The organism is Sphingopyxis witflariensis (assembly GCF_002205635.1).
Lineage (GTDB): Bacteria > Pseudomonadota > Alphaproteobacteria > Sphingomonadales > Sphingomonadaceae > Sphingopyxis > Sphingopyxis witflariensis.
In genome coordinates, this window is the sequence record NZ_NISJ01000003.1 from 32,397 (window position 1) to 58,240 (window position 25,844).

17 protein-coding genes are annotated in these 25,844 nt (G+C 62.6%); 7 read left to right on the top strand and 10 right to left on the bottom strand.

Annotated elements, in window-relative coordinates; translation table 11 throughout:
• Window positions 1–113: 113 nt before the first annotated feature.
• From istA to CDQ91_RS06700, 3 genes are all read left to right on the top strand, one after another.
• Window positions 114–1,628: an IS21 family transposase gene (gene istA, locus CDQ91_RS06690; RefSeq protein ID WP_088471093.1), complete on the top strand. Its 1,515-nt coding sequence runs from the start codon at window positions 114–116 to the stop codon at window positions 1,626–1,628.
• Window positions 1,615–2,343 (top strand): IS21-like element helper ATPase IstB, encoded by a 729-nt coding sequence (gene istB, locus CDQ91_RS06695; protein ID WP_088471092.1) that lies wholly within the window; start codon window positions 1,615–1,617, stop codon window positions 2,341–2,343. The genes istA and istB overlap by 14 nt, the downstream gene beginning before the upstream one ends.
• Before the next feature lie 230 nt (window positions 2,344–2,573).
• The gene (locus CDQ91_RS06700) at window positions 2,574–3,488 is read left to right on the top strand and encodes a tyrosine-type recombinase/integrase (RefSeq protein WP_201791871.1); all 915 of its coding nucleotides are present in this window, start codon (window positions 2,574–2,576) and stop codon (window positions 3,486–3,488) included.
• A gap of 308 nt (window positions 3,489–3,796) precedes the next feature.
• Here the strand turns inward: CDQ91_RS06700 and CDQ91_RS06705 are convergent, their stop codons facing one another.
• The 3 genes from CDQ91_RS06705 to CDQ91_RS06715 all read right to left on the bottom strand — a co-directional run bounded on the left by CDQ91_RS06705 (window position 3,797) and on the right by CDQ91_RS06715 (window position 7,735).
• Complete coding sequence (locus CDQ91_RS06705) at window positions 3,797–5,530, bottom strand: ParB/RepB/Spo0J family partition protein (protein ID WP_088471973.1); 1,734 nt, start codon at window positions 5,528–5,530, stop codon at window positions 3,797–3,799.
• A gap of 98 nt (window positions 5,531–5,628) precedes the next feature.
• Window positions 5,629–6,072: a DUF2958 domain-containing protein gene (locus CDQ91_RS06710; protein WP_088471974.1), complete on the bottom strand. Its 444-nt coding sequence runs from the start codon at window positions 6,070–6,072 to the stop codon at window positions 5,629–5,631.
• Between the two features lie 979 nt (window positions 6,073–7,051).
• Window positions 7,052–7,735, bottom strand: a complete 684-nt coding sequence (locus CDQ91_RS06715; RefSeq protein ID WP_088471975.1) for a hypothetical protein — start codon at window positions 7,733–7,735, stop codon at window positions 7,052–7,054.
• A 47-nt stretch (window positions 7,736–7,782) separates the two neighbouring features.
• Here CDQ91_RS06715 and CDQ91_RS06720 point away from each other — a divergent pair, with 47 nt between their 5' ends.
• A complete protein-coding gene (locus CDQ91_RS06720) occupies window positions 7,783–8,466 on the top strand; it encodes a response regulator transcription factor (RefSeq protein WP_088471976.1) in 684 nt (227 codons plus the stop codon).
• The gene (locus CDQ91_RS06725; protein ID WP_144036709.1) at window positions 8,463–9,812 is read left to right on the top strand and encodes a sensor histidine kinase; all 1,350 of its coding nucleotides are present in this window, start codon (window positions 8,463–8,465) and stop codon (window positions 9,810–9,812) included. The genes CDQ91_RS06720 and CDQ91_RS06725 overlap by 4 nt, the downstream gene beginning before the upstream one ends.
• Here CDQ91_RS06725 and CDQ91_RS06730 read toward each other — a convergent pair.
• On the bottom strand, window positions 9,722–12,814 hold the full coding sequence (locus CDQ91_RS06730) for a CHAT domain-containing protein (RefSeq protein WP_158213629.1): 3,093 nt from the start codon (window positions 12,812–12,814) through the stop codon (window positions 9,722–9,724). The genes CDQ91_RS06725 and CDQ91_RS06730 overlap by 91 nt on opposite strands.
• 867 nt (window positions 12,815–13,681) lie before the next feature.
• Here CDQ91_RS06730 and CDQ91_RS20960 point away from each other — a divergent pair.
• Entirely contained in the window at window positions 13,682–14,197 is a 516-nt protein-coding gene (locus CDQ91_RS20960) for an AfsR/SARP family transcriptional regulator (RefSeq protein WP_144036710.1), read from the top strand.
• 210 nt (window positions 14,198–14,407) lie between these two features.
• Here CDQ91_RS20960 and CDQ91_RS06735 read toward each other — a convergent pair whose 3' ends face one another.
• From CDQ91_RS06735 to CDQ91_RS06745, 3 genes are all read right to left on the bottom strand, one after another.
• Window positions 14,408–14,974 carry a hypothetical protein gene (locus tag CDQ91_RS06735; RefSeq protein WP_088471979.1) on the bottom strand — a complete coding sequence of 189 codons (567 nt, stop codon included), beginning with the start codon at window positions 14,972–14,974 and terminating at the stop codon, window positions 14,408–14,410.
• Window positions 14,975–15,215: 241 nt separating this feature from the next.
• Entirely contained in the window at window positions 15,216–16,748 is a 1,533-nt protein-coding gene (locus tag CDQ91_RS06740; RefSeq protein WP_088471980.1) for a methyltransferase regulatory domain-containing protein, read from the bottom strand.
• Window positions 16,749–16,825: 77 nt separating this feature from the next.
• Entirely contained in the window at window positions 16,826–22,795 is a 5,970-nt protein-coding gene (locus CDQ91_RS06745) for an autotransporter domain-containing protein (RefSeq protein WP_158213630.1), read from the bottom strand.
• A gap of 305 nt (window positions 22,796–23,100) precedes the next feature.
• Here CDQ91_RS06745 and CDQ91_RS06750 point away from each other — a divergent pair, with 305 nt between their 5' ends.
• Entirely contained in the window at window positions 23,101–23,637 is a 537-nt protein-coding gene (locus CDQ91_RS06750; protein ID WP_144036711.1) for an AfsR/SARP family transcriptional regulator, read from the top strand.
• Between the two features lie 41 nt (window positions 23,638–23,678).
• Here CDQ91_RS06750 and CDQ91_RS06755 read toward each other — a convergent pair whose 3' ends face one another.
• The 3 genes from CDQ91_RS06755 to CDQ91_RS06765 form a co-directional block, all read right to left on the bottom strand.
• A complete protein-coding gene (locus CDQ91_RS06755; RefSeq protein WP_088471983.1) occupies window positions 23,679–24,188 on the bottom strand; it encodes an RNA polymerase sigma factor in 510 nt (169 codons plus the stop codon).
• Window positions 24,185–24,676 (bottom strand): hypothetical protein, encoded by a 492-nt coding sequence (locus CDQ91_RS06760; protein WP_237245858.1) that lies wholly within the window; start codon window positions 24,674–24,676, stop codon window positions 24,185–24,187. The genes CDQ91_RS06755 and CDQ91_RS06760 overlap by 4 nt, the downstream gene beginning before the upstream one ends.
• 218 nt (window positions 24,677–24,894) lie before the next feature.
• A complete protein-coding gene (locus CDQ91_RS06765; RefSeq protein ID WP_088471984.1) occupies window positions 24,895–25,815 on the bottom strand; it encodes a HEPN domain-containing protein in 921 nt (306 codons plus the stop codon).
• Between the last annotated feature and the right edge of the window lie 29 nt (window positions 25,816–25,844).

Genomic DNA, 25,844 nt, shown 5'->3' on the forward strand with positions numbered 1-25,844 from the left:
GTGTGGATCGGCGTGCAAAAAGGACCCCGTTAGCGGGGTGATCGGCGTCTAAAAGGGACCCCTCATTTCGATGGTTTAAGCAGCCGGCTGGATTTTCAGGCGGCGAGATCGGGATGTTGGTTTTGGAGACAGTGGTTCGGATCCGGCGCGAGTATGCTGGAGGCAAGGCGATCAAGGCGATCGCGCGGGATTTGCATGTGTCGCGGAAGGTGATCCGCAAGGCGATCCGGGCGCCGGAAGGCGCATTCGACTATCAGCGCAAGGTTCAGCCACTGCCTAGAATCGGGCCGTTCCAGGCTCGGCTCGATACGTTGCTGGAAGAGAACGAGCTGCGCGGCAGGCGCGAGCGGCTGCGGATGACGCGGATCCATGATCTGCTGGTGCGCGAAGGCTTTGAGGGTTCTTACGATGCCGTGCGGCGCTACGCGGCGCGATGGAAGATCGAACGGCGCAAGGATGCCGGCGACGGCGTCACGGCCTTCATCCCGCTAATGTTCAGGCCAGGAGAGGCTTACCAGTTCGACTGGAGCCATGAGGATGTGGAGATCGCCGGGGCGCCGATGCGGGTGAAGGTCGCGCATATGCGTCTGTGCGCGTCACGCGGGGTCTATGTCCGGGCTTATCCTCGCGAGAGCCAGGAGATGCTGTTCGACGCGCATGCGCGTGGTTTTGCCTTCTTCGGCGGGGTGCCAGGGCGCGGCATCTACGATAATATGAAGACGGCGGTGACGAGCGTGTTCACCGGCAAGGAACGGGTCTTCAACCGGCGGTTCCTGATCATGACCGACCATTATATGGTCGAGCCGACCGCCTGCTCGCCTGCGGCGGGATGGGAGAAGGGTCAGGTCGAGAACCAGGTGCAGACGATCCGGGGGCGCTTCTTCCAGCCCCGGTTGCGGTTCGCCAGCCTCGAAGAGCTTAATGGCTGGCTGGAGGCCGAGTGTCGGCGCTGGGCGGAACGTCAGGCCCATCCCGAACAGGGCGAGCTGACCGTGGCGCAGGTGCTGGAGATCGAACGATCGGCACTGCAACCGATGCTGGGGCCGTTCGACGGCTTCAATGAGAGCGAGCATGCCGTGACCGGCACCTGCCTGATCAGCTTTGACCGCAACCGCTACTCGGTCCTCTCGACGGTGGCGCGGCGGACGGTGCAGGTCCGGGCCTATGCCGACCGCATTGTCGTGCGCTGCGGCGAGGAGGTTGTCGCCGAGCACCCTCGCTACTTCGGGCGCAACCGCACGATCTATGACCCCTGGCATTATCTGCCGGTGCTGGCCCGCAAGCCCGGAGCGCTGCGGAACGGCGCGCCCTTCCAGGACTGGGATCTGCCGCCGGCGCTGGCGCGCCTGCGCCGCAAGCTTGGCCATGGCGACGATGCCGACCGCCGGTTCGTCCGTGTGCTGTCGGCCGTGCTGACCGATGGCCTGGAGCCGGTCGAAGCGGCCGTGCGCGAGGCACTGGCGACCGGCACGGCGAGCGATGATCTGATCCTCAACATTCTGGCGCGGCGCCGGGAACCGCCGCGACCGCTCACCATCATCACCTCCGAGGACAGCGCCTTGCGCCATCCGCCGATCGCCGACTGCGCCCGTTACGACCAGCTGAGGACCTTCGATGCAGCGGCATGACATGATCGAGGCGATGCGCGGGCTTGGGCTCAAGGGCATGGCGGGCGCGTTCGACGATGCGGTCACCACCGGCCTTCAGCGCCAGCGCACCACGATGGAGATACTGACCGACCTTCTGCGGGCGGAAGCAACACATCGCCATGCCGCTTCGATCCGATACCGGATGGCGGCCGCCCGGCTGCCGGTTGTGAAGGACATCGACGCGTTCCGGTTCGAGGGCACGCCGATCAATGAAGGGCTGGTGCGTTCGCTGCACAGTGGCGCGTTCCTGCCCGCACAGCGCAATATCGTCCTGGTCGGCGGCACGGGCACCGGCAAGACCCACCTGGCCATCGCCATCGCCGCCAATGTCGTTCGCTCGGGTGCGCGAGGCCGCTACTTCAACACCGTCGATCTGGTGACCCGCCTCGAAGAGGAGGCCAGGATCGGCAAGAGCGGCGCTCTCGCCGCCCAGCTATCCCGCCTCGACCTGATCGTGCTCGACGAACTGGGATATCTGCCGTTCGCCCGCTCGGGCGGCCAGTTGCTGTTCCACCTGATCAGCAAGCTCTACGAGCAGACCAGCGTCATCATCACCACCAACCTCGCGTTCGGCGAATGGCCCACCGTGTTCGGCGATCCCAAGATGACCACCGCGCTCCTTGATCGCGTCACCCACCATTGCGACATCGTCGAGACCGGCAATGACAGCTGGCGCTTCAAAAACCGCAGCTGATCGCCCCCGCCGACCTCCGATTAAAAGATGCTTTGCGCTGCGCGCGCCTCCGGTCGGGCTCCGCCCTCCCTACGCCGCGCGCAGCGCAAAGGCGCGTGTCCGATCAACCTTGCGCCATCGTGAAAGGGGGTCCCTTTTGCGCGCCGATAGGGGGTCCCGTTTGCACGCCGATTGACAGCGAAGCCTTTTTTCTGGCCTACCACAAAGCCCTCGCAGGTATCGGAGATCGGGTGGAGCGGGTCGCCACCTCTCGCACTGAACCGGGCAGCTTTGGCGACCTACTTCGGCGCTATTATTCTGCCCCTGAATTTTTGAACTTGGCCGACGGAACACAGCGCAATTATCGCCGCATATTGGAGAAGTTCGGAGAGAAGCATCGGGATTGGCCGGTCAGCGGATTGAAGCGTATCCACATCAAAACCATCATCGGTAAAATGGAAGATCGCCCTCAAGCGGCAAACTCATTGTTGAAACGGCTAAAGACGCTCCTAAACTTTGCCGCTGAAATCGACATGGTTCCCCACAATCCGCTTATGGGGATGCGCGGCCTGAAAGTGTCGTCTGAAGGCTTCCACACTTGGACCGACGAAGAAATCTCCAGATATGAGGCTAGGCACCCAATTGGTTCCAAAGCCCGATTAGCCATGGCTCTGATGCTCTTTACCGGCCAGCGAAAATCGGATGCCGTGAAAATGGGGTGGCAGCATGTGAAGGATGGCCGCATTGCCGTCCGTCAACAGAAAACGACGACGATGGTGGACATTCCGATCCATCCTGACTTGAAGCGGGTTTTGGACGGGTCGCCGCGGAAAAACCTCACGTTCCTTGTCACCGAGTATGGCAAACCGTTCACGGCCAACGGGTTCGGCAACTGGATGCGGGACAGGTGCAACGAGGCAGGATTGCCGCAGTGTTCATCCCATGGCCTTCGGAAAGCGATGGCCAAGCGACTGGCTGAGGCAGGGTGCTCGGTCAACGAAATCATGTCGATAACAGGGCATGCAACGGAGGGGGAAGTAATCCGATATACCAAGGAAGCGAACAAAACGGTCCTCGCCGACCACGCAATGAGAGCCCTTCAATTGGACGGGGCGAGACGCAAATCTGCTAACCCCGTTCGTAAGGTTAGCAAATCGGATGGATAAATCTCTGAAAGCTATACCCTTGTCGAAAGGGATGGAGCCGAGCCGGAATCGAATAACTCGAACTTTTCTGAAATATTCCAATTACATGATTAGTTCATTCGCGTGCCAATGCCCCCAATCAGGCCCCCAAAATTTTTTCCTTCAAAAGCAATCGAACCGGCTCCTAAGAAGTATCAACTGCTCGATCTCCCGGCCACGACAATTTGACGGACGATTCAATGCGCCGCGAGCCCGGAACCGGCGCGCGGCGCGCGATTTTTCAAACCAACGCACGGGGGCGGCGACATGACATCGCCGCCCCTCTAGTTTTATGCGGCTTTGCGCTGCGGTTCTTCCTCGGCTTCCTGAGGGGCTGCTTTGCTGTGCGCGAACACAGCACCGACCCCACCGCGCTCGGTGTAGGCGGCGGGTGGAAACGCCATCCACCTCGGCACCCACCCCTTGACCTTGGTGCGGCCATTGCTGCCATTCAGATGATCGCGAACGATCGCTTTCAAGGTGGCGCCCTTCTCCTTTGCGTTGGGGGCGGCGACATCGGCCCCCCCGACGTCTGCAACCAGTGCGGTCAGCACCGCCTTGTCGCGAAGCCCCTCGAAGAAGGCATCGTCGGCGCTCCACCACGCGGCCATGTCGATACCGACGTGGAGACCGACAGCATCAACCGCCGCGCCCCCGGCCAACAGCGTTTCGCCCATGACGATGGCGATCACGTCCATCAACGCACGATCGGGCAGGTCGAGCAGCCGCTGGAACAGGTCCGCGAGCGGCATAGAATTGCCACCGGTCACGGTCGGTTCCTCGGCATCGAAACCGAGTAGTGCCAGCACCGCCCGCCGCTTCTCGTCGAACACTGCCTCGGCCCTGCTGACCTCAACGCTCTCGCGCACATCGTCATCCTTCGCAGACTGCGGTTCGACCCGCACATTCCAGAGCGGCGAACCCGCGATGGCATGGGCAACCATCAGACGCAGCGCAACCGCCGGATGGCCGGTGAGTTCAGCGCGCACAGCCGCATGGCGATGAAGATCAACATAGGTCTGCATCCGCGAAGTGAGTTCGGGACGCGGCGCTTTGGGCGCGGCTTCGATCTTCTCGCCCTTTTCGATCCGCGCTGCTTCCTTCGCGGTGACGTAGCCCTCGTGGATATCGACCTCGCCGCTATCGCGGACCTCGATATAGACGCGCCCGCCCTTGCGCTTCGCGGCGTGGCGATGCTCCCATTCGCGGAAGTAATAGCCCTTGGGCAGGACAATGACCTCGTTCCACCCCGCGTCCAGAAAGCGCGCCCGCCGTTCTTCGACTGCGGCAAGCTGCGCTGCCCAGAAAGCATCGCTGTCCGCGAAATAGCGCTCGTCCCCGAACAGGTCGGCGATGATCGCGAGGCCGCTCGCCTCGACGTCGAACAGCGCATGAGCCGCACTGACCGCGCCGCCGCCGAACAGCCAGTTCTTGAGTTGCTGACCCTGCGGGCAATAGGCGTCCGCGTCATCGAACAGTGCCAGCCATGCGCGCTGCTGCGATTTGGATGCCATGGTCAGGTGCCGCACCGTGCCTGCGCTGATCTTCTCTTTCGCATAGAGCGAACGGATGCGCGGCAAGAGATTGCCGAGCGCGAGGATGCGCTTCACCATTGCCTCGGGCATGCCAAACGTATCGGAAATATCGGCAACGCTCCGGCCTTCGCGGACCAGCCGCGTGTAGGTGACCCATTGGGTGACCTCGTCGGCATCGCGCCGTGCGACATTCTCGATCAACGAGGCTTCGAGCGCGGCGGCATCATCGCCTTCTTCGAGGATCGCGCAGGGCAGCGGTTCGGCTTCGCCCCTTTCACCCGCAACGATGTTCGCCGCCGTGAAGCGTCGCGCGCCCGCCACGATCTCGAACGCACCCTCGGCGCAGTTCGGCCGGACGATCAGGGGAACAAGAACCCCGCGCGCCCGGACAGTAGGCAGAATGTCTCCCACATCGGGCGCCTTCTTGGCGTAGCGCATATTGGTCTTGCTGATCGACAGCTTGCCAAGGTCGATAAAGTCGAGTTTCATTGTCTTCACCTTTCTTTTGGAAGGTGCCGGTCCGTCGAGTTTCGCGATTGGGCGGACCGGCTTAGGTTTGGCGGCGAGACGCGCCGCCCGCGTCAGCCTCAGCCCTCGGACTTCGGAAGTTCGTCGCCGCGCGCGGCACGGCTGAAATTCTGTTCGGCGGTGATGATCGATCCCGCGCGGCGCGCCGCAGCGGTCCAGCCGGACAACGCAACCTCGGACGTAAAGCCAAGATCGCGCTCGATACCGAGACCGAAAGGCAAGCGCGCCGATGCCAGTTCGGACAGGCTGAACGAACCGAGTTCGGGACAGCCGAAACCAAGATCGGCCAACCCAAACAGTGTATCGCCATCCTCGCCTAATTCGGTCGCGAGCCATGTCGCCGCACCGACCGGCGAGAAGAGCTTGGCAACCGGCGCGAAGTCCGGTTCCACCGCACCCGCCATCACGGCAGCACGCCGCGCCTCGTCATTGGCGCGCAAGGCATCATGAAGTTCAGTGGACAGGAGCTTGCCCCCATCACGGCGTTCGTTGGTCTTTCCCATGTCATCCTCCATTCCCGCCCCCCTAACCATCAGGCCCCCGGCGGAGCGGGGGTGGGCGGCGAGAACGACCTGTCGGGCGCGGCCAGAAAGGCGGCCCGCACCCGAAGGGCTGGAACGAAGAGGAAGAGCCGCTTGAGCGGCTTGCGGAGCGCCGGGACGCGCTCAGAGGGGAGAGCCGGCCAACCCAGCGACAGACGGGAGGCCGATCGACAACGCCGCCGCGCGCCGCGCGGCGCCGACATGATCGTCAGCGACGAGGACTTATTCGCCGTTCCGGCGGATATAGAGAAGGAACGCGCTCTCGGGCGGGCCGCAGGCGGTGCGGCGTGCGTGCGCAGATGTGCTTAGCCGCCGCAACGCCAAGATAGCTCGGCCGAGTGCGCAGCGCGGTCCGAACAAACGCGCGATCCCTGTCGGTGTTTGCCGCCGACAGCGAGCGCCCATTTTCAACCGCGCACAATTTCCGGGGCGTCGCAGGAGCGTCCAGCCCCTGCGGAAGGGGTAAGGACGGACTAGGGGCCGGTCGTCAGGGGAGGGCTTCCCCCTTTCTAACTCTCGTTCAGTCAAGAATGAGTGGGTTAAAGACGATACCATCGTCGTGCTGAAGAGAAGGGATAGGGTCGTCACACGTGCAGCATTGGCGCCTTCGGTTTGACTTGGCGACAATCGTCGGAACTTCTTTTCAGACCATCCCCACCCAATCTAATGAGTCATTGCTCCTTGTCGCGGCGAACGCCGGTCGACCGCTCCCGCCCGTCAGCCGTTGGGGCATCGCACCAGCACGGAGAGCTGCCCTCAGGGCCTTGCGCGCGGATGCAGCCGCTACCCCACCGCTCCACCTCGAACACGGCCAGTTCCCCTGTTGGACTTCCTGCTCGGTCGAGCCTGCAAAATCAGCCGGTTTCTCAGCAGCGTCGAGTCAGCCGTCGCCTCGTTGCCCACGATGAAAGTGTCGTCACCGCTGAGGACTTTCGCGGGTTCAGTTGGTGAAGATGCTGATCGCTCCGGCGTTTCCGCCGTTGGGTGTGATGGTATCGACGACGACGCTCTGCCGGCTGAGCGGACGCCAGCGGCACAGGACGCGTCCGCGCACGCGTTCCTCGTTACAGAGGATATTGCCGGCCTCGTCACGCACACGCAAGCGAAGCGGGGCCGGAAATTGCGTACGGGCATAGACGATCGCGGGCGCGCCGCCTTCAAAGCGGATGTTGATGGAGTCCGGATCACCGGACCGCTGGACGACCTTCTGCCGCCCCCCTTCGCGTCCGCGGTCGATGCCCGGAAGCCGGGCCAGCCGGTCGAGCAGATCGTCACGGCTGTCGCCAGCCTTCTCGACCGCCTGCCGCGCTTCCGCCAATCGCGTCTCATAGTCGATCGAAGCGACGCCGCCGCCCGGCAGGAAAACCTGCCCTTTCGCCCAGCTCAACATCTCGGCGGAGGAGACCAGCGCTTCGGCGCGTCGCTGCGGATCGGGCGCGGCATAGGCCTGTTCGCGCGCGATATCTGCCCTCGCCAGCCACTCGACCGCGCTGGGCGGCGACTCTTCCGCTCCCGCGAGCCCGGGTGCGAGAGCACCGGCGACCAGCCCGGCGAAGACCGTTGCGGACCGCCGCGAAAGCCGGGGCCATTTCCTTGCCTGACGGGATTCGTCAAATGCATTCATAGAGGGATTAGCCTAGTATGAAATGATCCGGGGGGAAAGCGCAGCCTATGCATATCGCGATACTCGAAGATGAAAGCTACTGGATTGATCGCATTCGCCGGACATTCGACGCCGCTGGCTGGCAAGGCAGCTTCTTTCGTACAGGCGAGGATTTCTTCGCCGGCCTTGGCCGCACCGCGTTCGATGCCGTGATCCTCGACATGCATATCGCCAATTCGCCGATGACGGGGGCGGACGTGCTGCTGCAGCTTCGCCGCCAGAAATCGCCCGAACCGGTTCTGATGCTGACCCAGTTCGCGCGTCAGCACAGCGCCGCAGCGGCGCTGGACGAAGGCGCGGACGACTATCTGGCCAAACCCTTCGACGGCGACGAATTATGTGCGCGGATTCGCGCGATCCGGCGACGCATCGCGGTGGCCGACGCCGACATGGTCCATGCGGGGCCTCTGCATCTCAGCCGCCAGTTCCGGTGCGCGCACTGGTTCGACCGCCGGATCAACCTCAGAGGGCAAGGTTTCGACATCCTGCTGATGCTGGTCGAAGCGGATGGCGACATCGTCACGCAGGACGCGTTGTGGCACCGGGTGTGGGCCAAATGGCGAAACCTCGACACCCAGGCCCAGCCGATCCAGGCAGGGGTGTCGCGGCTGCGCAAGGACATAAGGGAAGTCACCGGTTTCGAGGTCGTGGCGACGGTGCCCGGGGTCGGGTACAGGCTGGCGCTCGGGTGATTAAACAGCTGTCCCGCTGGTCATGGCGACGTGCATTGCTGCTGTTGGCGCTGCTCGCGATCCTGCCGGGTACCGCGGGGCTTTTCCTTATCACCACGCGCGACCAGATGATGCGCAGCGCGGAAAACGAAGTGAACGCCGATGTCGCGGCGCTGACGCGGCTGACCGACGTCGACGGGGTCGTCACCGCGATCGAAGTGCTGGAAGACAGGGGCGTCCGCGGCGCGTCGGGCGGTTTGGCCTATTTGCTGGTAGATCCTGAAAATGGCGCCACGCTGGCCGGCAACATGGAGCACTGGCCCCGGAGCATCCCGCGCACTCCCACCGGAAAACCGATCGTTGCCGCCGGCGAGTCACCGGTCCTGATCGGACAGGTGATGCTGCTCGATGGTCATTTCCTGCTCTTCACCGGGCGCCGGATCGAGGGTTTCGCCACGCTTCGCGACCAGACGATCCAGGTCGTCGGGGGCGTTACCGTCATCATCCTGGCGGGCGGGCTGATCTTTGCCTTCCTTTCGATCCACGGGGCCGAAAAGCGAATTGCGGCAATCGAAGCGACGCTTGCCGCCTTCAGCCAGGGTCGCCGTTCCGTCCGGATCGACGACCGCCGCCGCGATCCGCTGGGCCGGGTGTCGGCACGCGTCGACGCGCTGCTCGATCTCGTGCGCGAGAAGTTGCGGCATCATGAGTTGATCGCCGAACAGATCGCGCATGAATTGCGCGGACCGGTGGCAAAGGCGGCAACGGCGATTCAGGGACGGCCGGACGATCCGGTCCAGGCCTTTTTGCTAGCGCGCGGGACGATCGACGGCCTGTTGCAGATGATCGACGGTGTCCTGTTCATTACCGGGATGCGGATTCGCGACCTGAAGGTCGAACGCGTACCGCTGCACGAGGTCGCCTCCGAGATCGCCGAACTTTTCGGCGAGGTCGCCGAAAGCAAGGAGATCGAACTGGAGCGGAGCCTGCATCCCGCTTTCATCATGGGCGAGCGGGCGCTGATCGAACGGCTCACGGCAAATCTGGTCGATAACGCCCTCAAATATTCACCACCGGGAAGCTCCGTTCGCCTGCGGGTCCGCGCCGATGCCGACGGCGCGCTGCTGGAAATATCCGACAAGGGACAAGGCCTTGCCAACTTCCCGGAAACGCCGGGGATGCTGCTTGCGCGGGGCCAGGCAACGCACGAGGTCGCAGGGACCGGCCTAGGCCTCGCGCTGGTGCTGCGTATCGCGGAACGCCACGATGCGCAGGTTCACTTCGCCGATCGCGAGCGCGGTGGGTTGACGGTCGCGGTTCGTTTCGCCCCCGAATCCGCAGAAACTCCGCCCCCCCCGGCGACGTAGGAAAGTGCCGCCCAATACCGCGGATGGCGCCAGCGGCCCGAGGGATCATCGCGCAGCGCGATCGCCGACTTGCGCAGCGCGTCGGCGAGATCGACCTCGGGATCGGCGCCAACCCGCGAAAAAAAATCGCGCATCTGGACATGGGCGGCGGCATCGTCGAGCGGCCAGTGACTCACCAGCAGATTGCGCGCGCGCGCGAGGAAAAAGGCCCGCGCGAAGCTGCTGAGGGGATCGGCGTCTCCCGGCATCGCGGTCGCCGTATCGCAGGCGGTCAGCACGACCAGCGGATGATCGAGGCGCAGGCTGCCGATGTCGGTCAGCGACAACAGCCCGTCATTCGCCGTCGCCCCCGTTTCGGGTGCCAGTTGCAGCGCCGGCTCGACAACCGGGCCGGGCACGCGCGTGCTGTGCGTCGCGAAAATGATGACCGCAGCCGAGGCGACCTCCGGTGCAGAGGCCAGCCAGCCTTTCGTGGCCGCTTCGCCCTTGCGCACCGTCGCTGCCGCGCCGAATATGCGCGCCAGATCGTCGAGCTGGCGTTCCGCGCCCGCGAGCGGTGGCAACAATGGATCGGCGGAACCGACCGCGCCGAGGGCAACGATTCCTCCCGCGGCTATTCCCGGTCCGCTGCCCGCCGTGATGCTCGCCACCGACGGCAGGCGCGTGATGCGAAAACGATCGACGATCCAGTCGCCGTTCCAGCGCAGCAGCGATAGCGGGAGATGAGCCAGCGGGCCGGACTGAACCACGCGCAGGCTTCGGACGTCGGCGAGTTGATCGCCGAAAGCACCGAACAGATCCCGTCCCAGCCGGTCGGCGGCGTCGCGGTCGAAGGCGCCGAGCGCAGCCCCGCGCGTGTCCATTTGACCGCGCGCGATTTCGCCTGACGCGGGCTGCAGCGAGACCTTGAGCGCGGCGATCGCGCCGCCGAATTGCTCGTTCGACAGGCCGCCCCTGCGCCACCAGATCCCGCGTGATGTGACAAGCCACACATGGTTGGCGCGCGCCGTCGGCAGCGCAAGAAGCAACGCTTCATCGCGCTGCAGGCCTTGTCGGAGCGTCGCGATGTCCAGCGGGACCGGCCGCAACGCGACTTCAAAATCGGGGTAGTCCGCACGAATCCGCTGACTCAGCGCATCGAAACGGAGGCGCGCCTCGGCGAGGCTGGTGGCGGTATAGCGAAGTTCCGTACCGTCGGGATGGTCACGGAGCGCCCGGATCAGATAGCGCTCGTCCTTCACGATCTGCCGGGCGAGGAGGAAACGCTCGCGTTCGAGGCTCGCCAACCCGTCGTCTCCGGCGCTGATCGTCGCCTGCACAAGGTCTCGCGCGCGGATCGCGGCGCTGCGGTGCGCGCGCTGCGCGGCGGCGAAGCTGCGCAACGTTGCCGCGCCTTCGGTCATCTCGCCGGCATCAAGCATCGCCGCAACGACGTCGATCTCGGTTTCGGCGATGTTGCACAAGCCTTTACCGGGGCCCAGTCCGTCCGCCGAACCGAAGCTGTCGATCGTCTCGCGCGTCAGCGATTGCCCCGCGGCCTCTTCCAGCAGCGTCAGCGCTTCGCGCAGCGTTGCGGGGTCGCGCGCCAGGAGCTTCGCGAGCCCGGCGCGCAGGTTCAGCGTCTGGCAATGCGCCGCCGGAAGCAGCCTCTCATATCCGGGCAGGATGGCGCGATAGAGAGTTATTGCCTCGGCCCTCTTGTCGCGCTGGGCCAGAATGGACGCCAGCACCGCCTGGATGTCGAAGCGCAGAAGCGCATTCGCGGTGACGAACCCGGCGAGTGCCTGCCGTGCTTCGGCCTCGGCCTCTTCCAATCGGCCGGCCGCCTGCAGCGTTTCGGCCATCGTCAGCCGGGTCTTGGCGACGACCGCAGGATCGGCGCCCGATTCCCGGCTGCTGGCGTCGAGGATCGATAGTGCCTCGTGCAGCAGCGGGATCGCTTCGCCGGGGCGCCCCTCGCTCACCAGAAAATCGGCATAGGCGACGAACGTAAAGGGCTGCTCGCGCGCCGGCGCCAGTTCGCGGGCATAGTCCATGTTGCTCAGGAACAATTGCTCGGCCGCCCGGGGGCGGCCAAGCGTCGCAAGCGTCTTGGCAAGACCCAGTTCGGCCTTGCGCGTGTCGCGGCTGTCGGGCCCCAGGCGTTCGAGATAGATGGCATAGGATTCGCGCGACAGCGTTTCCGCCTCGTCGAAACGGTTGAGCTGGCGCAGCACGATGGCGCGGTTGTGCAGCGTCGTCGCCCGCACGGGATGCGTCGCGGGATAAAGGCGCGACTGGAGCTCGATGACCTGGGCGGAGAGCGCGGCGGATTCTTCGAGCCGGCCCTGATTATCAAGATTGCGGGCCAGATTGTTGAACTGGGCGGCCAAAAGTGGCGCGCTCTCCTCCCCGCCCCGTTCGGCTATGGCGATGGCTTGGCGATAGCGATCCTCCGCCTCCTTGTAGCGGCCCATATAGTCCAGCAGCACCCCCTCGTTTCCCAGGCTGACAGCCAAATCGGGGTGATCGGGGCCGAACAGCTTGCGCGTGATCGCAATATCCCGGGCACGAAGCACGGCCGCCTCCTCATAGCGGCCGCGACGCAGGTATAGCGATGCCAGAAGGCCCGACGCGGACGCAATCGCCTCGCTGTCCGGCCCGTCCGTTGCTTCCGCGGCCGCGAGAAACGCCAGGCCTTCGGCTTCGACCAGCACATCGTCCTGCGCGTAAAGGCCGCTATCGAGCAATTCGTTCCAAAGCTGGTAGCATGACCGGGGCGGCAGGTCGGCACGTGCCCGGCATGCATCGAGTTCCGCCTTGGCGAGCCGGGTCGAGGTACGAAAGTCGCCCGCTTCATAGGCGGCGGTATAGGCGGCGCTGGGCGCGACCATCACCGCGTCCGAATCCGCGGCTCCCGCCGGCGCGGTCCAGCCGATGCCGGCCATTCCCAGCAGCGCGGAAAAAATGGCGGACGGCAAAACTGTGCGACCGCCGTTCGGCCTCCCCCGGAATTTCGTCATTGTCCCCCCTGCCCCGTCTATTCCGAAAAGTCTGGAGTGACAAAAGGGACGCGTCAATCTTCTAACGGCCACGCCTCCAGCTCGGCGGCAGAAACAGGCCGCCATCCGGTCGTTGAAGGGAACCGCCGCCATTGGTCGGGCCTCCTGCCGCCGCGCCGGCCACGCAAAGGCGATCGGAGCGGAAGCTCCCGGTCGCCCGCCTCCTCCTGCGAACGCCACGAGTCCCCGATGCGATTGCCTCGTTCGGGTTCGGTGACACAACTCGGTAGTGAGGCCGATGAAAATCCGGATAGCTGGCACCATTTGTCAGTTCCGCACCGGCAAAGAGCCGAAGAGGCGAGAAAGCCCAGAGTGGCTGAGCATCCTATCGCCCAAACTCGACGTTGCGGACCTGTTTCACCCCAGCCCATTGCCATACGTTCGATCTTCCCTTCGGCTGGCGCGGCGCCGTTCTGATTGGCGCCTGCGCCGGAAAGCCCCCGTCAGCAAAGCCAGCGGACGTCTTTCTGACGAGTTTTGTCAAGTGCTTGGACGTTGCGGTCGTTCTAAAATGATGCCGATCAATGTCCCACCCCCGGCGGTTGGGTCGTGGTGAGGGGTGAATAGAATGAAACGGTCAGGCAATTTATGGCCCTGGAAATATCATCGCCAGACGAGGCGCGGCAACTGGCCGCCCTACCCCGCTTGGGGTATGATCTCTCTTCCCGCTGACGTTATCGCCCCACCCCTTCGGAGGCCGAGGACGATGTCCAGGCGGAGCCGCGCCAACTGTAGCACGTGGCACAAGTTGATATTGGTTTACCGCACCTCTCCTTCGGATCGATCGGCCCGTTCCTAATGGCAGGACACGAAGTGAGAGTGAACGGAATGGCTCGCTATCAGCTCCAATTGATGGGAGCCTTTCATTTGATTGCGCCAGACGGCCAGCGTCTTAGCGTAGCCAGCAAAAAGGCAGTTGCGCTGCTCGGCCTGCTTGCCAGTGCCAGAACGGGCGAGCGATGGCGCACGTGGCTTCAAGACAAGCTTTGGGGCTCGCGCGCGCTGCCGCAAGGACAAGCCAGCCTGCGACGGGAATTGTTTCTTTTGCGGAAGCTGACGTCTACCTCGCCGTCGCCGCTGATAGAAACAACATCGCGGTCGGTTCGACTCAATCTGAATGCAATTGATATCGATATACGAAACAGAGCGATTTCTACGCATTATCCGGGTGAATTTTTGGAGGGCATAGATATTGCTGGGGAAGAATCGTTTGAAGAATGGCTGAGGGAGATGCGAAGTAACATATCCCAGTTCTCCGAGATGATCTCCAGGGGAGGCGAACCCACAGAGCATCGATTCGGGACAGCGAATAGGACCCCGACGTCAGAATCTCTTTCAATATAGAAAACAATACGCCGCTATGCGCTGGCCGAACGCTACCTGCAAAAAGAAAAATACCGCTGACGTAGTCACTACCTTCACTGTTCAGGGGGATCAATACCGATCAATGTGATAGCGGGCTGAATACGGGTACCTCAGTAACGCACCGTTCGCCAAATAATAAGTAAGGTGACTTTTCCTTTTCTCATCGTCTATATGCGCCCCGCACACACCTCAAAAGTCGATGCCCCACCCATGACGATCATCACTGATTTCCTGGACCACACTAACGAGATTGCCGCGCATTTCTGTCAGCCAGTCTTCGAAATGATCTTCGCCCACCACTTCAAGCCCCTCAAGGAATTCCGCAGAGTTGAGGCTCAGATTCTGCCGGATATCGACATCGATGACGGCAAGGTTCAGGCGAACGACTCGGAAATCGGCGCGCAGCAGCGAAACGCCGTAAGGAACCGTCAGCTTCCGGAGACGATGCAATTCGCGTCGTAGCCCCGCTTGCGCCCGTTGCGATTCAAGGGAGCCCCATAGTTTTTCCTGAAGCCAGGAGCGCCATCGCTCACCGGTGGGCGCCGTGGCAAGCAATGCGAGCAGGGCCATCGCCTTCATGCTTCCAAGTTCCAGACGCTCTCCGCTCGGGGCGAGCAGCCGAAACGCGCCGAGAAGCGACAGCCGGTATGCCCGCCCGCGCGGTTCCCAGTATAGCGGGCGGACCTTGCCGGCGGCACCGACATAGGAACTACCCAAAAAATTCAGACGCTCTCGCGAAGCGATGGAATTCGGCATGAACGATATCCCCCACGTCGAAGAAGCGAGCAGACCTCCCGAGAAACGAGAAGCCCGCCCTACGATTCGACCCACTGATACTTGCGCCCTGCCGCGAATTGAGCCCCCCGGCCATCCGCGTTGTCGCTTATTACATTCCAGATATTTCTTTGTTTTTCGACCTAGAAAACATTGCGGCCTCGAAAGACCAATTACACTCGCCGTGCGATCCGCAGAACCGACATGCTAGGGAGTAGCCCGGTCACTCGGGCGCCGCTCCAAGTCGCTGCAGAAGCGGCATGAGACGGGTCGATACCTCTTTGCGTATTTTCCCGATTTCATTGATATTTTCCTCGGCCGTATCCAGGGTTTTGCCATCGCTGACCAGACGCTCGCCCTGCGCCGAGAGCCAGCCCCAGACCGTTGCCTCAATCTCCTTTTCTCCATCCCACAAGGCGAGCAGGACGAGTTGCTGTACCCGCGTTACGCTGACAGCAGCGCCAATTCGCGGTGCCGCCAGATTATTCGCGCCGGCTGTGTACCTCGAGCGTCGGCAAAGCTCGTGGTTGAGCGCCTGCGATGCCGCTATGTCCTGATCGGCTGTCGCTGACTGACTCGCAGGCGCTATGTCTCCGCGCCCGGTCAGCACGAAGAGCGCCTCCGCAAGCTGCCCCCGCGTGACCCCATTCTTCGCCACCGTATCTGCAAGCGCGCTGAACGAAATGACCGCGCCCTTCGCTTCAAGAAGCGCCTTCCACACAGGCCGGTATATTTCCTCGCGCAATGTTGCCGAGCCGGCGGGTGTCGAAAGCGACAACGGCAGTTCCTTCAAATCGGCCAAGGTCAGAAAGCTGTATTCCTCTAGCCGATCGGCAATCTCGGCGACCGTCATCTGGCGCTTGCCTTTGACATAGATGTCGCGCCGAAACTGGCTGTTGACGAGATAATCGCGTGTTGTTTCGTACAGCGCGGGATCCGAAATGCCCGCAAGAAGCTCCTGACAGTGCGATGGCACGCCTAGCCCCGGCATGTTATCGATCAGATTGGCAGATGCGGCGAAATCCATCTTGGCCTCGGCAAGGCGCGCCGATACCTCGGAAAAGGATTCAGGCAACCAATGCCGGTTGAAATATTCGTGCGACACATAGTTGCGGTCGAGCTTCCCGATCCCCTGCACCATGTTCCCGATCGTCGGATATTGGGCAAAATAGCCTGTATTCGTATCGACTAGACGTTGCGCGAAATGGAGCGAATCTTCAACACGGGCAAGCAGGCCACCCGTCGCCGCCTTTTCAGCATGGAGGCTGAGCAGATGACGCAGCGGTTCGATCGGAGCCCAGCCCGGCTTGCAATTATAGCTCACGTACAAAATGCCGCCTGGCTTTAGCTTCGTGCGGACAATCTCGACGATGGCGTCTCGCGCTTCGCCGCTGACCCACGACCAGATGCCGTGCAAAGCGATGACATCGAATTGCGGCAGATCTTCGCGGCGAGCAAACTCTTCGAAACTATCGTCATAAATGCGCACCGGCTTTCCGCTCGCTCGCGCGACTTGCGATGCATAGACACTCTGCGAAGGGTTGAAGTCCGTCCCGAAAAAGTAACCAGACGAGGTCGCTGCATTGATGTTCAGCGACACGCCCTGACCGAATCCAAGCTCAAGATAATTGGGACAATCCCCGACGTCGTGAAAAATACCCCGTGACAGCAGCGCGAACTTGAGCCGAACCGGCGCGAGTTCCGAGAAGTATCCATAAATATAATCAACCTCCGAAACATACCCCGCATTCCACATATCACTCTCCAAAAAATATGGGGGACGCGTCTTGGACGCGCCCCCCTCGGGGGTAACCCCAGTGGACCCAGTTGAGCTCAGAACTGGAAGGTTACGCCGCCACGTAGGCCGGTTACCTTGTTATCCCCTCCGAACGTCTGGCTACTGGTGAAGAACAGGTTCAGCCTGTCCGCCACCTTCGCTTCGAACCCTGCCTCGATCATGCCGAAGCTGTCGGGCTCGGCGCCTTTCAGGATGAACGCATCGCCGCCGCCGACATAGCGCGCGGTGATGTCGCTCGGCAGGTTACCCTGGAAGGTATAGGAGGCCCGCGCGAAGGGACGCAGCGTGACGCTGTCCGAAAGCTCGGTTTCGGTGCCGAGCTTCACGCCGAGGACCGGCGAGAAGACCGTCTTCTTGCGGCCTTCGACGTCGAGGCTGAACGCGCCCGCACCGGTCTCGGTGAAGCCTTCGAGCGACGTCCGGCGCAGAACCAGCTTGCCGTACGGCGTGATCGTCACGCTGCCGGTGCGATAATCGTAGCCGGCCTCGAGGCTGACATCGAACTGCTTGGCGTTGATCGATGCCTCTGCCGTCCGGGCCAACAGGCCCATCGTGCGGGTTGCGTCATAGTTGGTCCAGCCATAAGCGAGCTTCGCATTTGCATAGATCGGCCCGAAGCCCTGCGTGACATAGGCACCCACGGTCCAGGTACGACCATCGACCGCTTCCGGCGTGCCGCGTGCGGCGATGTCATGCTCGGCATAGGCACCGCCGAAGCCGAAGGCCCCGTCGGCCGCATAAGCGAAGTCGACACCGCCCGCGAGACCATAGCTGTTCGCCCGGATGTCCGAGGCGCCAAAGGCATCGCCATCGCCATATTTCGCCCAGTTACCGACCGGATTGAGCCAGAGCTGCGTCGCCAGATCGCCGCCGAACGAACGACGGTTCGTCATGACGTCGAGCATCTGCCCGAAGACGCCGTTCTGATCGACAGCCGCCAGCGACCCGTAGACCTCACCCGACGACAGCTCGTTGAAGAGCTGCGCAGCCTGATCCGACGACAGGCGGAAATCGAGCGCCGTCGCGACGTTGGCGATGTCCTGCGCATAACCGAGTTCGGTCACCGAAGCGAAGCCTGCGCCGCCGGCGGCGTCGGTACGGATCTTCGTGATCGCCGAGGCGAGCGCCGAGTCGAGACCGGTCGCAGCGGCAACGGCGTTGGGGTTGTTCGCCCCGCCGGCATAGCTGCTGCGCTTCACTTCCAGACGCACTTCCTTCTTCGCCGTGTCGTGCACCAGGGTGAAGCCCACGAAGGGCGAAGTCAGGGTCGGTGCAGCGGCGGCCGAAACAGCCCCCGTGCCGGTGTAGGTGAACAGCGTATAGCCATCGCCGTTGGCGTAGAGGCTGTCACGATAGACGTTCACCGCGACCTTCCCGGCCAGGTTCAGATTGCCCGTGATGTTGACCCGCGAAGGATCGACCTCAGCATCTGCGAGCGCCGGCGTGGTGAAATAGCCTACCGACACATTGCCCGCGACCGGAGCCAGCGGCTCGGGCAGCGAGTCACCATTACCAACCGCAGTGCGATAAACGCGGACCAGCGTCGGCGTCAGGCCAACGACGGTCGTGCCCGCCGCGGTCTGGTTATAGTCGCCGACCTGACGGACGGTGATGCCGTCGATCAATTCGGTCTGGCCGACGAGGCTGTTGCCGAACTGATTCTGTCCCGGGGTGATGCGGCGACCGAGAACGAGCGTCGCGGCGTTGTTGATATTGCCGCGGACCCCGAACTCAGCGTCTGTCGCCTGGCTCGTCGTCAGCTGGACCTCGCCTGCCTTGATGTTGAAGTTACCGACATCAAGAGTGTAGCTCGGCTTGCCGCCCGGGAGAGCGGGTTCATAGGCCGCGCCATTGATGACGAACGTACCCGCGCCCTCCTTGTTGAGCGTTTCGACCCCGACGACGCGCACCTGATAGTTCGATCCGCCGAACAGATCCTGTGCATCTTTCCCAAGCGACAGAACCGGATTGGGTTTGTCGTCGCCGACCGGCCATTTTTGGTTCGGGTAGAGGATCGCATCGGCGCCGAGGAAGCCCGAGCCGACAAGATTGACCGTGGTATTCGTCGTCCGGTTGCCGTCCTCGTCGACCTCGCCGAAGATGCTGCCGAGCGTCGCCGACCCCGAATTGAGGTTGATCGTCGCCTTCACGTCGCTCGTCTTGACCCGGCCTTCTCCGGTCAGATCATTGTCGAGACCGCCGCGTACATCGAAACCGCCCGATACGCCATTCTGGTTGACCGTGTAGGCCTGCGCAAGCAGCGCCGCCGCCGGCGCATAGCTCTCCTCGGTCGACGTATCGGTGCGGACCTCGGTGCGGATAGCCGTGTCGATATTCCGGCCGAGGAAGGTGGTGCCGCGAACCGTGCCGTTGTTCGTTACCGTGCCTTCACCAGCTTCGACCTCAATGTCGCCGCCGATGGTCGCTCCCGCGGCGTTCGTCACGCTGGCCTTACCCAGCGCCACGACAGGCGTGGAGACGACCGTCGCCGTTTGGAGCGAAGCCTTGCCGAAATTGGTGGTTTCGCTGCTCGAGTTGAAACCGTCGACGATCGCCGAAGCCGACACATTATCGCCGATCTTGCCGGTGTTGGTCACCGTGGCCGAAGTCGCGCTGGTGACGAAGACATCGTCGCCGATCAGCCCGGCATTGGTGACACTTGCGGGGCCGCCGACGATCGTCGTCTTCGTCTCGCTCGCCAGATTAACGGTGCCCTTGCCATCGTTGCTCGTCGTGCTGGTTGTCACGCTGTTGAAGGCGACGCTTTCGGCTTCGACATCGCTGGCGACGATCGAGCCCTTGGTGATTTCGACCGAGGCACCGCTCACACCAGATGCATAGACATCATCGGTCGCAACGGCGGCCTTGTCCTTCAGCGCCTGCGCCGTGTCGACGAGAACGGTTGCCTTTCCGCCGACCCTCGTGATTTCGGTGGTGACACTTTCTTCGAGCGTGCGGCCGGTCAAGCTGCCGACGAGCGTACCGAAGTTTTCGGACGCCGACTTTGTCTTGCCGGTCCATTCGCGCTCGACCGTGGTCTTGGTGACGTTGCCGTCCGCGATAGCGGTGACATAGTCCTCCGAAACACCGGTCAGGGTGACGGTTGCGTTGCCCCGTCCGGCGTTCACATAGGTGCCGCCTTCGACGGTGCCGGCGATTGTCGCCGCGGCATTGCCCTGCGCCGCCGCGGCACCGCTGGTCGAGACGATCTTTTCCGAGGCGGTGGCCACGCCGGTCTTCGCATCGCGGACATAGGTCTGTTCGGTCGCCGATTCGCTGTCGGCGCCATTGCCAGCGTTCACGAACAGATTGCCGCCGACGACAGCCTTGCTCGCAACGTCAACGGTTGCCGACTTCACGCCATTGACCGAGACCGAACCGCCGACGGTGTCGCGGTTGGCCGTCGCCTTCCCGGTGATCGACGCCGACGCGACACCGTCGGTCACGACGACCGAATTGCCGAATTTGGCGCTCAGTTCATCGGTGACGGGCGCGCCCTTGGTGAAGGTCTGGGCAAAGCCGCCAGCATTGTTGGACTTGGACGCGCGGGCGCCGAAGGAATTGCTGGTGACGTTCTGCTCGACCGAGCCGCTCACGGCGACTGACGAACTGTTCGTGCCCTGCGAGATGACGTTAGCGCTTCCCCCCGCATTTTCACTGACTGCGACCCGCCCCGCAATCACAACCTTGCTGTCGCCGCCGCTGATCGCCGTCTCTTCATAGGAGTCGGCATATTCACCGCGGCGCGTGCCGCTGGCGTCGACGTCGAGCACGGTCGTTTCGCTGCTGCTGTTCTTGCTCAGCGTTCCCGCCACGTTCGAGTTACCGGCCGTCGAACGGACATCGCCGAAAATCGATCCGGTCACGGTGACGGTGCTCGCGAGATCCGCGACCTGCGTGACATTGCCGACGGTAGGCGAGCCGAAATTGGTCGTACCGTTTGCACCGGCATAGGTGCCGGTCACGCTGCCGCCGGTTGCGGTGTAGCTGTTGCTGCTCGCGCGTTCCTCGGTGAAGCTGCTGCCGCCCTTGCCGTCGACGATCGAAGTCGATTTGTAGGATGTGCTGCCGGCCGATTTCCCGCCGCTGCTCCGCGCATTGGTGATGCCGCGAACCTCGCCCTGATTAAGGATGGTGATGTCGCCGCCCGCGTTCAGATCCACGGTGCCGACGCCGTTGAAACCGACGACGCCGCCGGCTGCGTTCGTGAAGTCGATCTTGCCCGTCGCGTTGGCGTTCGTCGTTTCGATCACCTCGCTATATTTGGTCGTGGTCGTACCCGCTTTCGCGTCGATGACGGCCTCCGGCGTCAGTTCGGTACGGACGTAGGTCGAGTCGCTGCCCGACGAATTGCCCGTCACACCGCTGCCGATGGTTCCGGCGTTGTTGATCGTGATATCCTGCGTCGCGTTCGCGACGACGCCGCCATCGATTTCGGCGCCCGCCGCAACGACGACCGAAGCATTGCCCTTCGACCGGGTATTTGACTCCTCATAGACGTTGCTCAGGACGAGCGCGCCGGTCTTGTCGTAAACCAGTTCCTGGTCGATGGCCCGGGTGTTGCCGGTCCCAGCGTTCGCGGTCAGACTGCCGCCGACCGAACCGCCATTATCGACCGAAGCATCCTTGGTCGCCGTAGCCAGTACCGACCCGCCGGTCGAACCGGTCTCCGCGATGACGACGGTTGCGCTGCCGACAACCGGCGCATCGATCTGCTTCGAGACGTAGCTCAGCCTGACGCCCTTGCCGTCGAAGATTTCGGTCTGTTCGAAGGAATTGGCGCCGCCGCTGCCGGCGTTGGCGGTCAACGTGCCTTCAACCTCTCCGGCATTTTCGACCGAAGCGTCGCCGCTTGCCGTCGCATTGACGTTTCCGCCGACCGACGCGCCCTCAGCAACTGATATCTTGGAATTGCCGGCAACAGAGGCTGTGCTCGAAGCGAACACCTGCTCGACCAGGCCGCCGGCACCGTCAAGCGTCACGGTGGTTTTGTTCATGCTGTTGATGTTGCCGAGGAGGCTCGCCCGGACATCGTTGACGACGCTTCCCGCGACCGCGATCTCGACATCGCCGTTGGCAAAGCCGAGGACCTCATCGACCTTGCTCTTCGCGGTCGTCGCAAGCTTGGCGGAGCCGGGGGCGTAAGTCGTGTTGGATTCGTTGGTGATGGTCGTTTTTCCGGCCGGCGGCGCGGCGACGAACGTGTTTTGGATCGTGCGCGAGGCACCACCCGAATAAGCCAACACAGTGCCGGCGGCGCCGGTCACCGTGCCGTCGGCGTTGCCGGATTGGCCGAAGAAGGTGACGTTGCCCTTGGTCTTGCCGTCGGCGCTCGCCACATCGCCGACCGTACCGGTCGCGTTGCCGCTGGCAGTGACGTCGGTCGTGGTGTCACCCGAAACGGTAGATTTGGTCGTCTCCACCGCGGCAACCACGACATTGCCCGAGCGAACGGCGCCGGTCGAAGCGATCTTCACGTCACTCTTGCCGGCAAGAATGACGCCGTTGTGGATGGTTCCGCTATTGTCGAGCGACACGGTGCCACCAAAGCCGGTCGCCGAAAAACCGCCGGTGACCAACCCGCTATTAGTGGCAGTCAGCGTATTATCCGCCTTAGCCGGCGACCCGTTGAGCACAACGCCAACCGAATCCGTCACCGCGCCGGCCTTATCGACCGCACCGATGCTGCCGGCGTTGCCGAAGACGATTGCACCGTCGCCCTGTCCCGCGATTGGCGAGATGCCGATCGTGCCCGGCCCCGTAACCGTCCCCTTCGACGTCACCGTGATCGAGATGTCGCGATCCGGCGTCGCCTTGGCCGCGTCGATCTTCGCCTGAACGCTCGCAGCAGCTTCCGCGGCATTGACCTCCACTGTCTGTTCGGCGCTCGCGCGCTCCGCAACGATCAGCGCCGACAGCGGGAAAGCCGCCGAAACGAGCAGCGCCCCCTTGGCGAAACTGCGCAAATGAAAACTGCGCAAATGAGAAGTGGAGTTGGTCGTCATGATTATTCCTCTGCTTGAATATGGCGAGTTACTGACCGCGCCCGAAGCCATGCGGGCGACAGATAGGACTGCGAGAACCAATAGATGTTGAAGTATTCCCCCTGATTCAGACCGGTTGCTCGGTCGATCAAGGACGCAGATGCCAATTGCTGCGTTTGCAGAGCGTTAATGAATCGTTGTCATTGCGTGTCCGTAGCGTTATTAATTCGTCCGATGCCTTTTCGGCATTGCTCCCGCCTTTGGCCGCGTCTTATCCGAGCCGGGCAACACGGTTTCCCGTGCGGGGATTGGGAAGGGAGGTGGGGGTGAACGGGATGGCCCGCTATCGGCTACGACTTTTAGGAGCATTTCATTTGGCGGCGCCGAACGGAGAGCGGCTCGACGTGACCAGCAAGAAGGCAATCGCACTGCTTGCCCTCCTCGCCAGCGCCAATTCCGGCGAGCGATGGCGAGCATGGATCCAAGACAAGCTCTGGGGTTCGAGAGAATTGCGTCAGGCGCAGGCCAGCCTGCGGCTTGAACTGCATCGGTTACGCAAACTTACCGCGGGCGCTCCTTTCCCCCTCGTCGAGGCAACCTCGCGAACGGTGCGCCTCAATCTGTCCATGATCGACATCGATATCCGGAACGAAGAGATCGTTGCATGGTCCACCAGTGAATTTCTCGAGGGGATCGACATAGCCGGAGAAGAGTCATTCGAAGATTGGCTTAGGGAAATGCGCAACAATATCGCCGACCTGTCGAGCTCCCTACCGGCGGACAGAAAGATTTCGCCTCCCGCGAACGCCAACTCTGCCAACGGCAGTCAAACCCGGCCCGAAAATCCGCCCATTCCGGAATAGATTATGCGCCTCGACGATCTCGCTAGCGGGGTAGAATCAAGTCATTGCAATCGGGCGACTGCCCTCCTGCAACGGCTCAAAGCCCGCATGATGTGATATTGGACGCATTTATCACCGACGCCGAGTTCGACCTCGATCTGGCGATACGACAAGCCCTTCAAGCGGTGCATCAGGAATATCCGCCGCGTCCGTCGCGGCAAGGAAAGTAACGCGCGCCGATATGCCGCACGAAGCTCTCGGCCTTCGATTTTCCATTCCTGTTCGGGAGCGAGCGGAGCATCACGGGCCTCGTCCAATGGATAAAGCACGCACCCTTTCCGGTGCCATGTCCGCGCCCGGTTGATCACCAGATTGCGAGCCGTCCGCGTCAAATAGCCATTGGGATTTTCGAGCCTATCGAAAGCCCCGCTTCGCAGGACACAGGTAAATGCCTCCTGCACGAGGTCCGGAGCTTCATCACGCCCAACTTTCCTCCGGAAGAAGTGGAACATCCGACCATGCTCCGCCCGGTAGAATGCTTCGAACGTGGGGTAGGGTCCTGCGGCGGTCATGGCCGGTCTCCCCCGCACTCGCCGATGGGCAGCGGTGCATCGCGCGACGCGCGATAGAGGGTGATCCCGCCCTCGATCCGATCGAGAATGAAGGTGTCGCGCTCGGCCTTTGCCGCGCGAACGTCGGACTTCGAGTAGATCTCGATATCGATCGCACAGCGATTGCCCAGTTCGCGGTCGAATGTCGCCCGCGCGCGCCGCCAACAAAGCTCGTCAGTGAAGAGCGGATGATTGACGACGACCCAGAATTCATAATCGGAAAATTCGATCGTTCGGCTGTCTTCGTACCAAGATCGCCGTGCATATGGACCGATGAGGATGATGCGCTTGATGCGTCCGGGCTCGGGCGCCTGAACCTGCGAGGGGTCGAACTGGCCGCGCAGGATGCGGGTGATACGCTCGATTTCGCGCTGCTTGCGCCGGATGAGGTGGCCGACGCGCGCCATCACGACTTCGCGCGCGTAAACGTCGGTTATGGGGGGTGTCATTTGCAGCTCGCACCGCGGCGGTCCGCGCGATTGCGCGCGGATAGGCAAGCGGTGTTCGCTGTGGTGCCGCCTGAGCGGCTATCAGCAACCGTCCGACACGCGGCCGGACCTACATGATGCCTGGCAGGATAATCCCCGGAATGGCCGCCAGTCGTTCCATCCCGTGCCGACGGTTATGCCAGACTCGGGGAGTCCCGGCAAGCGGGCCAGCCCAGCGCCTATCGGCGCGCCGCCGCCTCAAGCTCGGCGATCTTGTCCGAGCAGACCTGATGGACGACACGGCCCAGTTCCTCCACGCGCTCGCCGAGCCACGCGAGTTCCTCTTCGCTGATCCGATAGTGTTTTGAGTACCTTGCCTTCGTGTACGCTTCTTTCAGCTTCTGGAACATCGACCGCTCGCGATGCGTCGCCTCGGGCCAGATACCGTAAAGACGACGGTCCAGCCCCTCAGCCAGCGAGCGCAAGAACGCGATATTGTGGTTGTAAGGTGAGTAGAAGCTGAGCGTCAGCAAGGCGCAGGTGTAGATATTCTCGGTAGCCTGATGCAACAGGAAGGCAGCTTTCTTCCAGCTCTCCCGCCCCATGTAGAATTTGTAACCTTCAAGGAATTCTGCCGCGCTGGCGACATGCTCCTCAAAATATTCCCGCGCCGTTTCGAGCGCCTGTTCAGGCGTCTTCGGCTTCGGTGTGGCCAGCTCTCGGTCATCGGCTTCGTAAAGCGCGATCCCGTCCTTCGCGACTTCCATGAAGAAGACGCGGCCATGCGAGAGCCCGTCGTTCACCTCATGCAGACTGTGAACGATGAAGTTGACTGGCGTGTGGAGCGTCTTCTCAATCGTGTACGCGCGAATGAGACGTTCCTCGGCACTCGCCCAATAGGCGGCGCGATCGGTCATCTCCTTCTGGCTGACGATGACGAGGATGTCATAGTCCGATTTATACTGGTTCGCCGACAGCGGCGCGTCGACCCAGTCGCCTCGCGCGTGGCTGCCGAACAGGATGATCTTGAGGATGCGCGCACCCTTTCGCGGCCCGGTCGCATTCTCGGTCGCACCCCGAAACTCCTCGAAGATCGTCTCGACGATCCGTTCGAGTTCACGCTGCTTAGCGGCGGGAAGATGGGTGACATCGGTACGCATGTAGCGGAATCTTCGGGAAGATCGGGCGC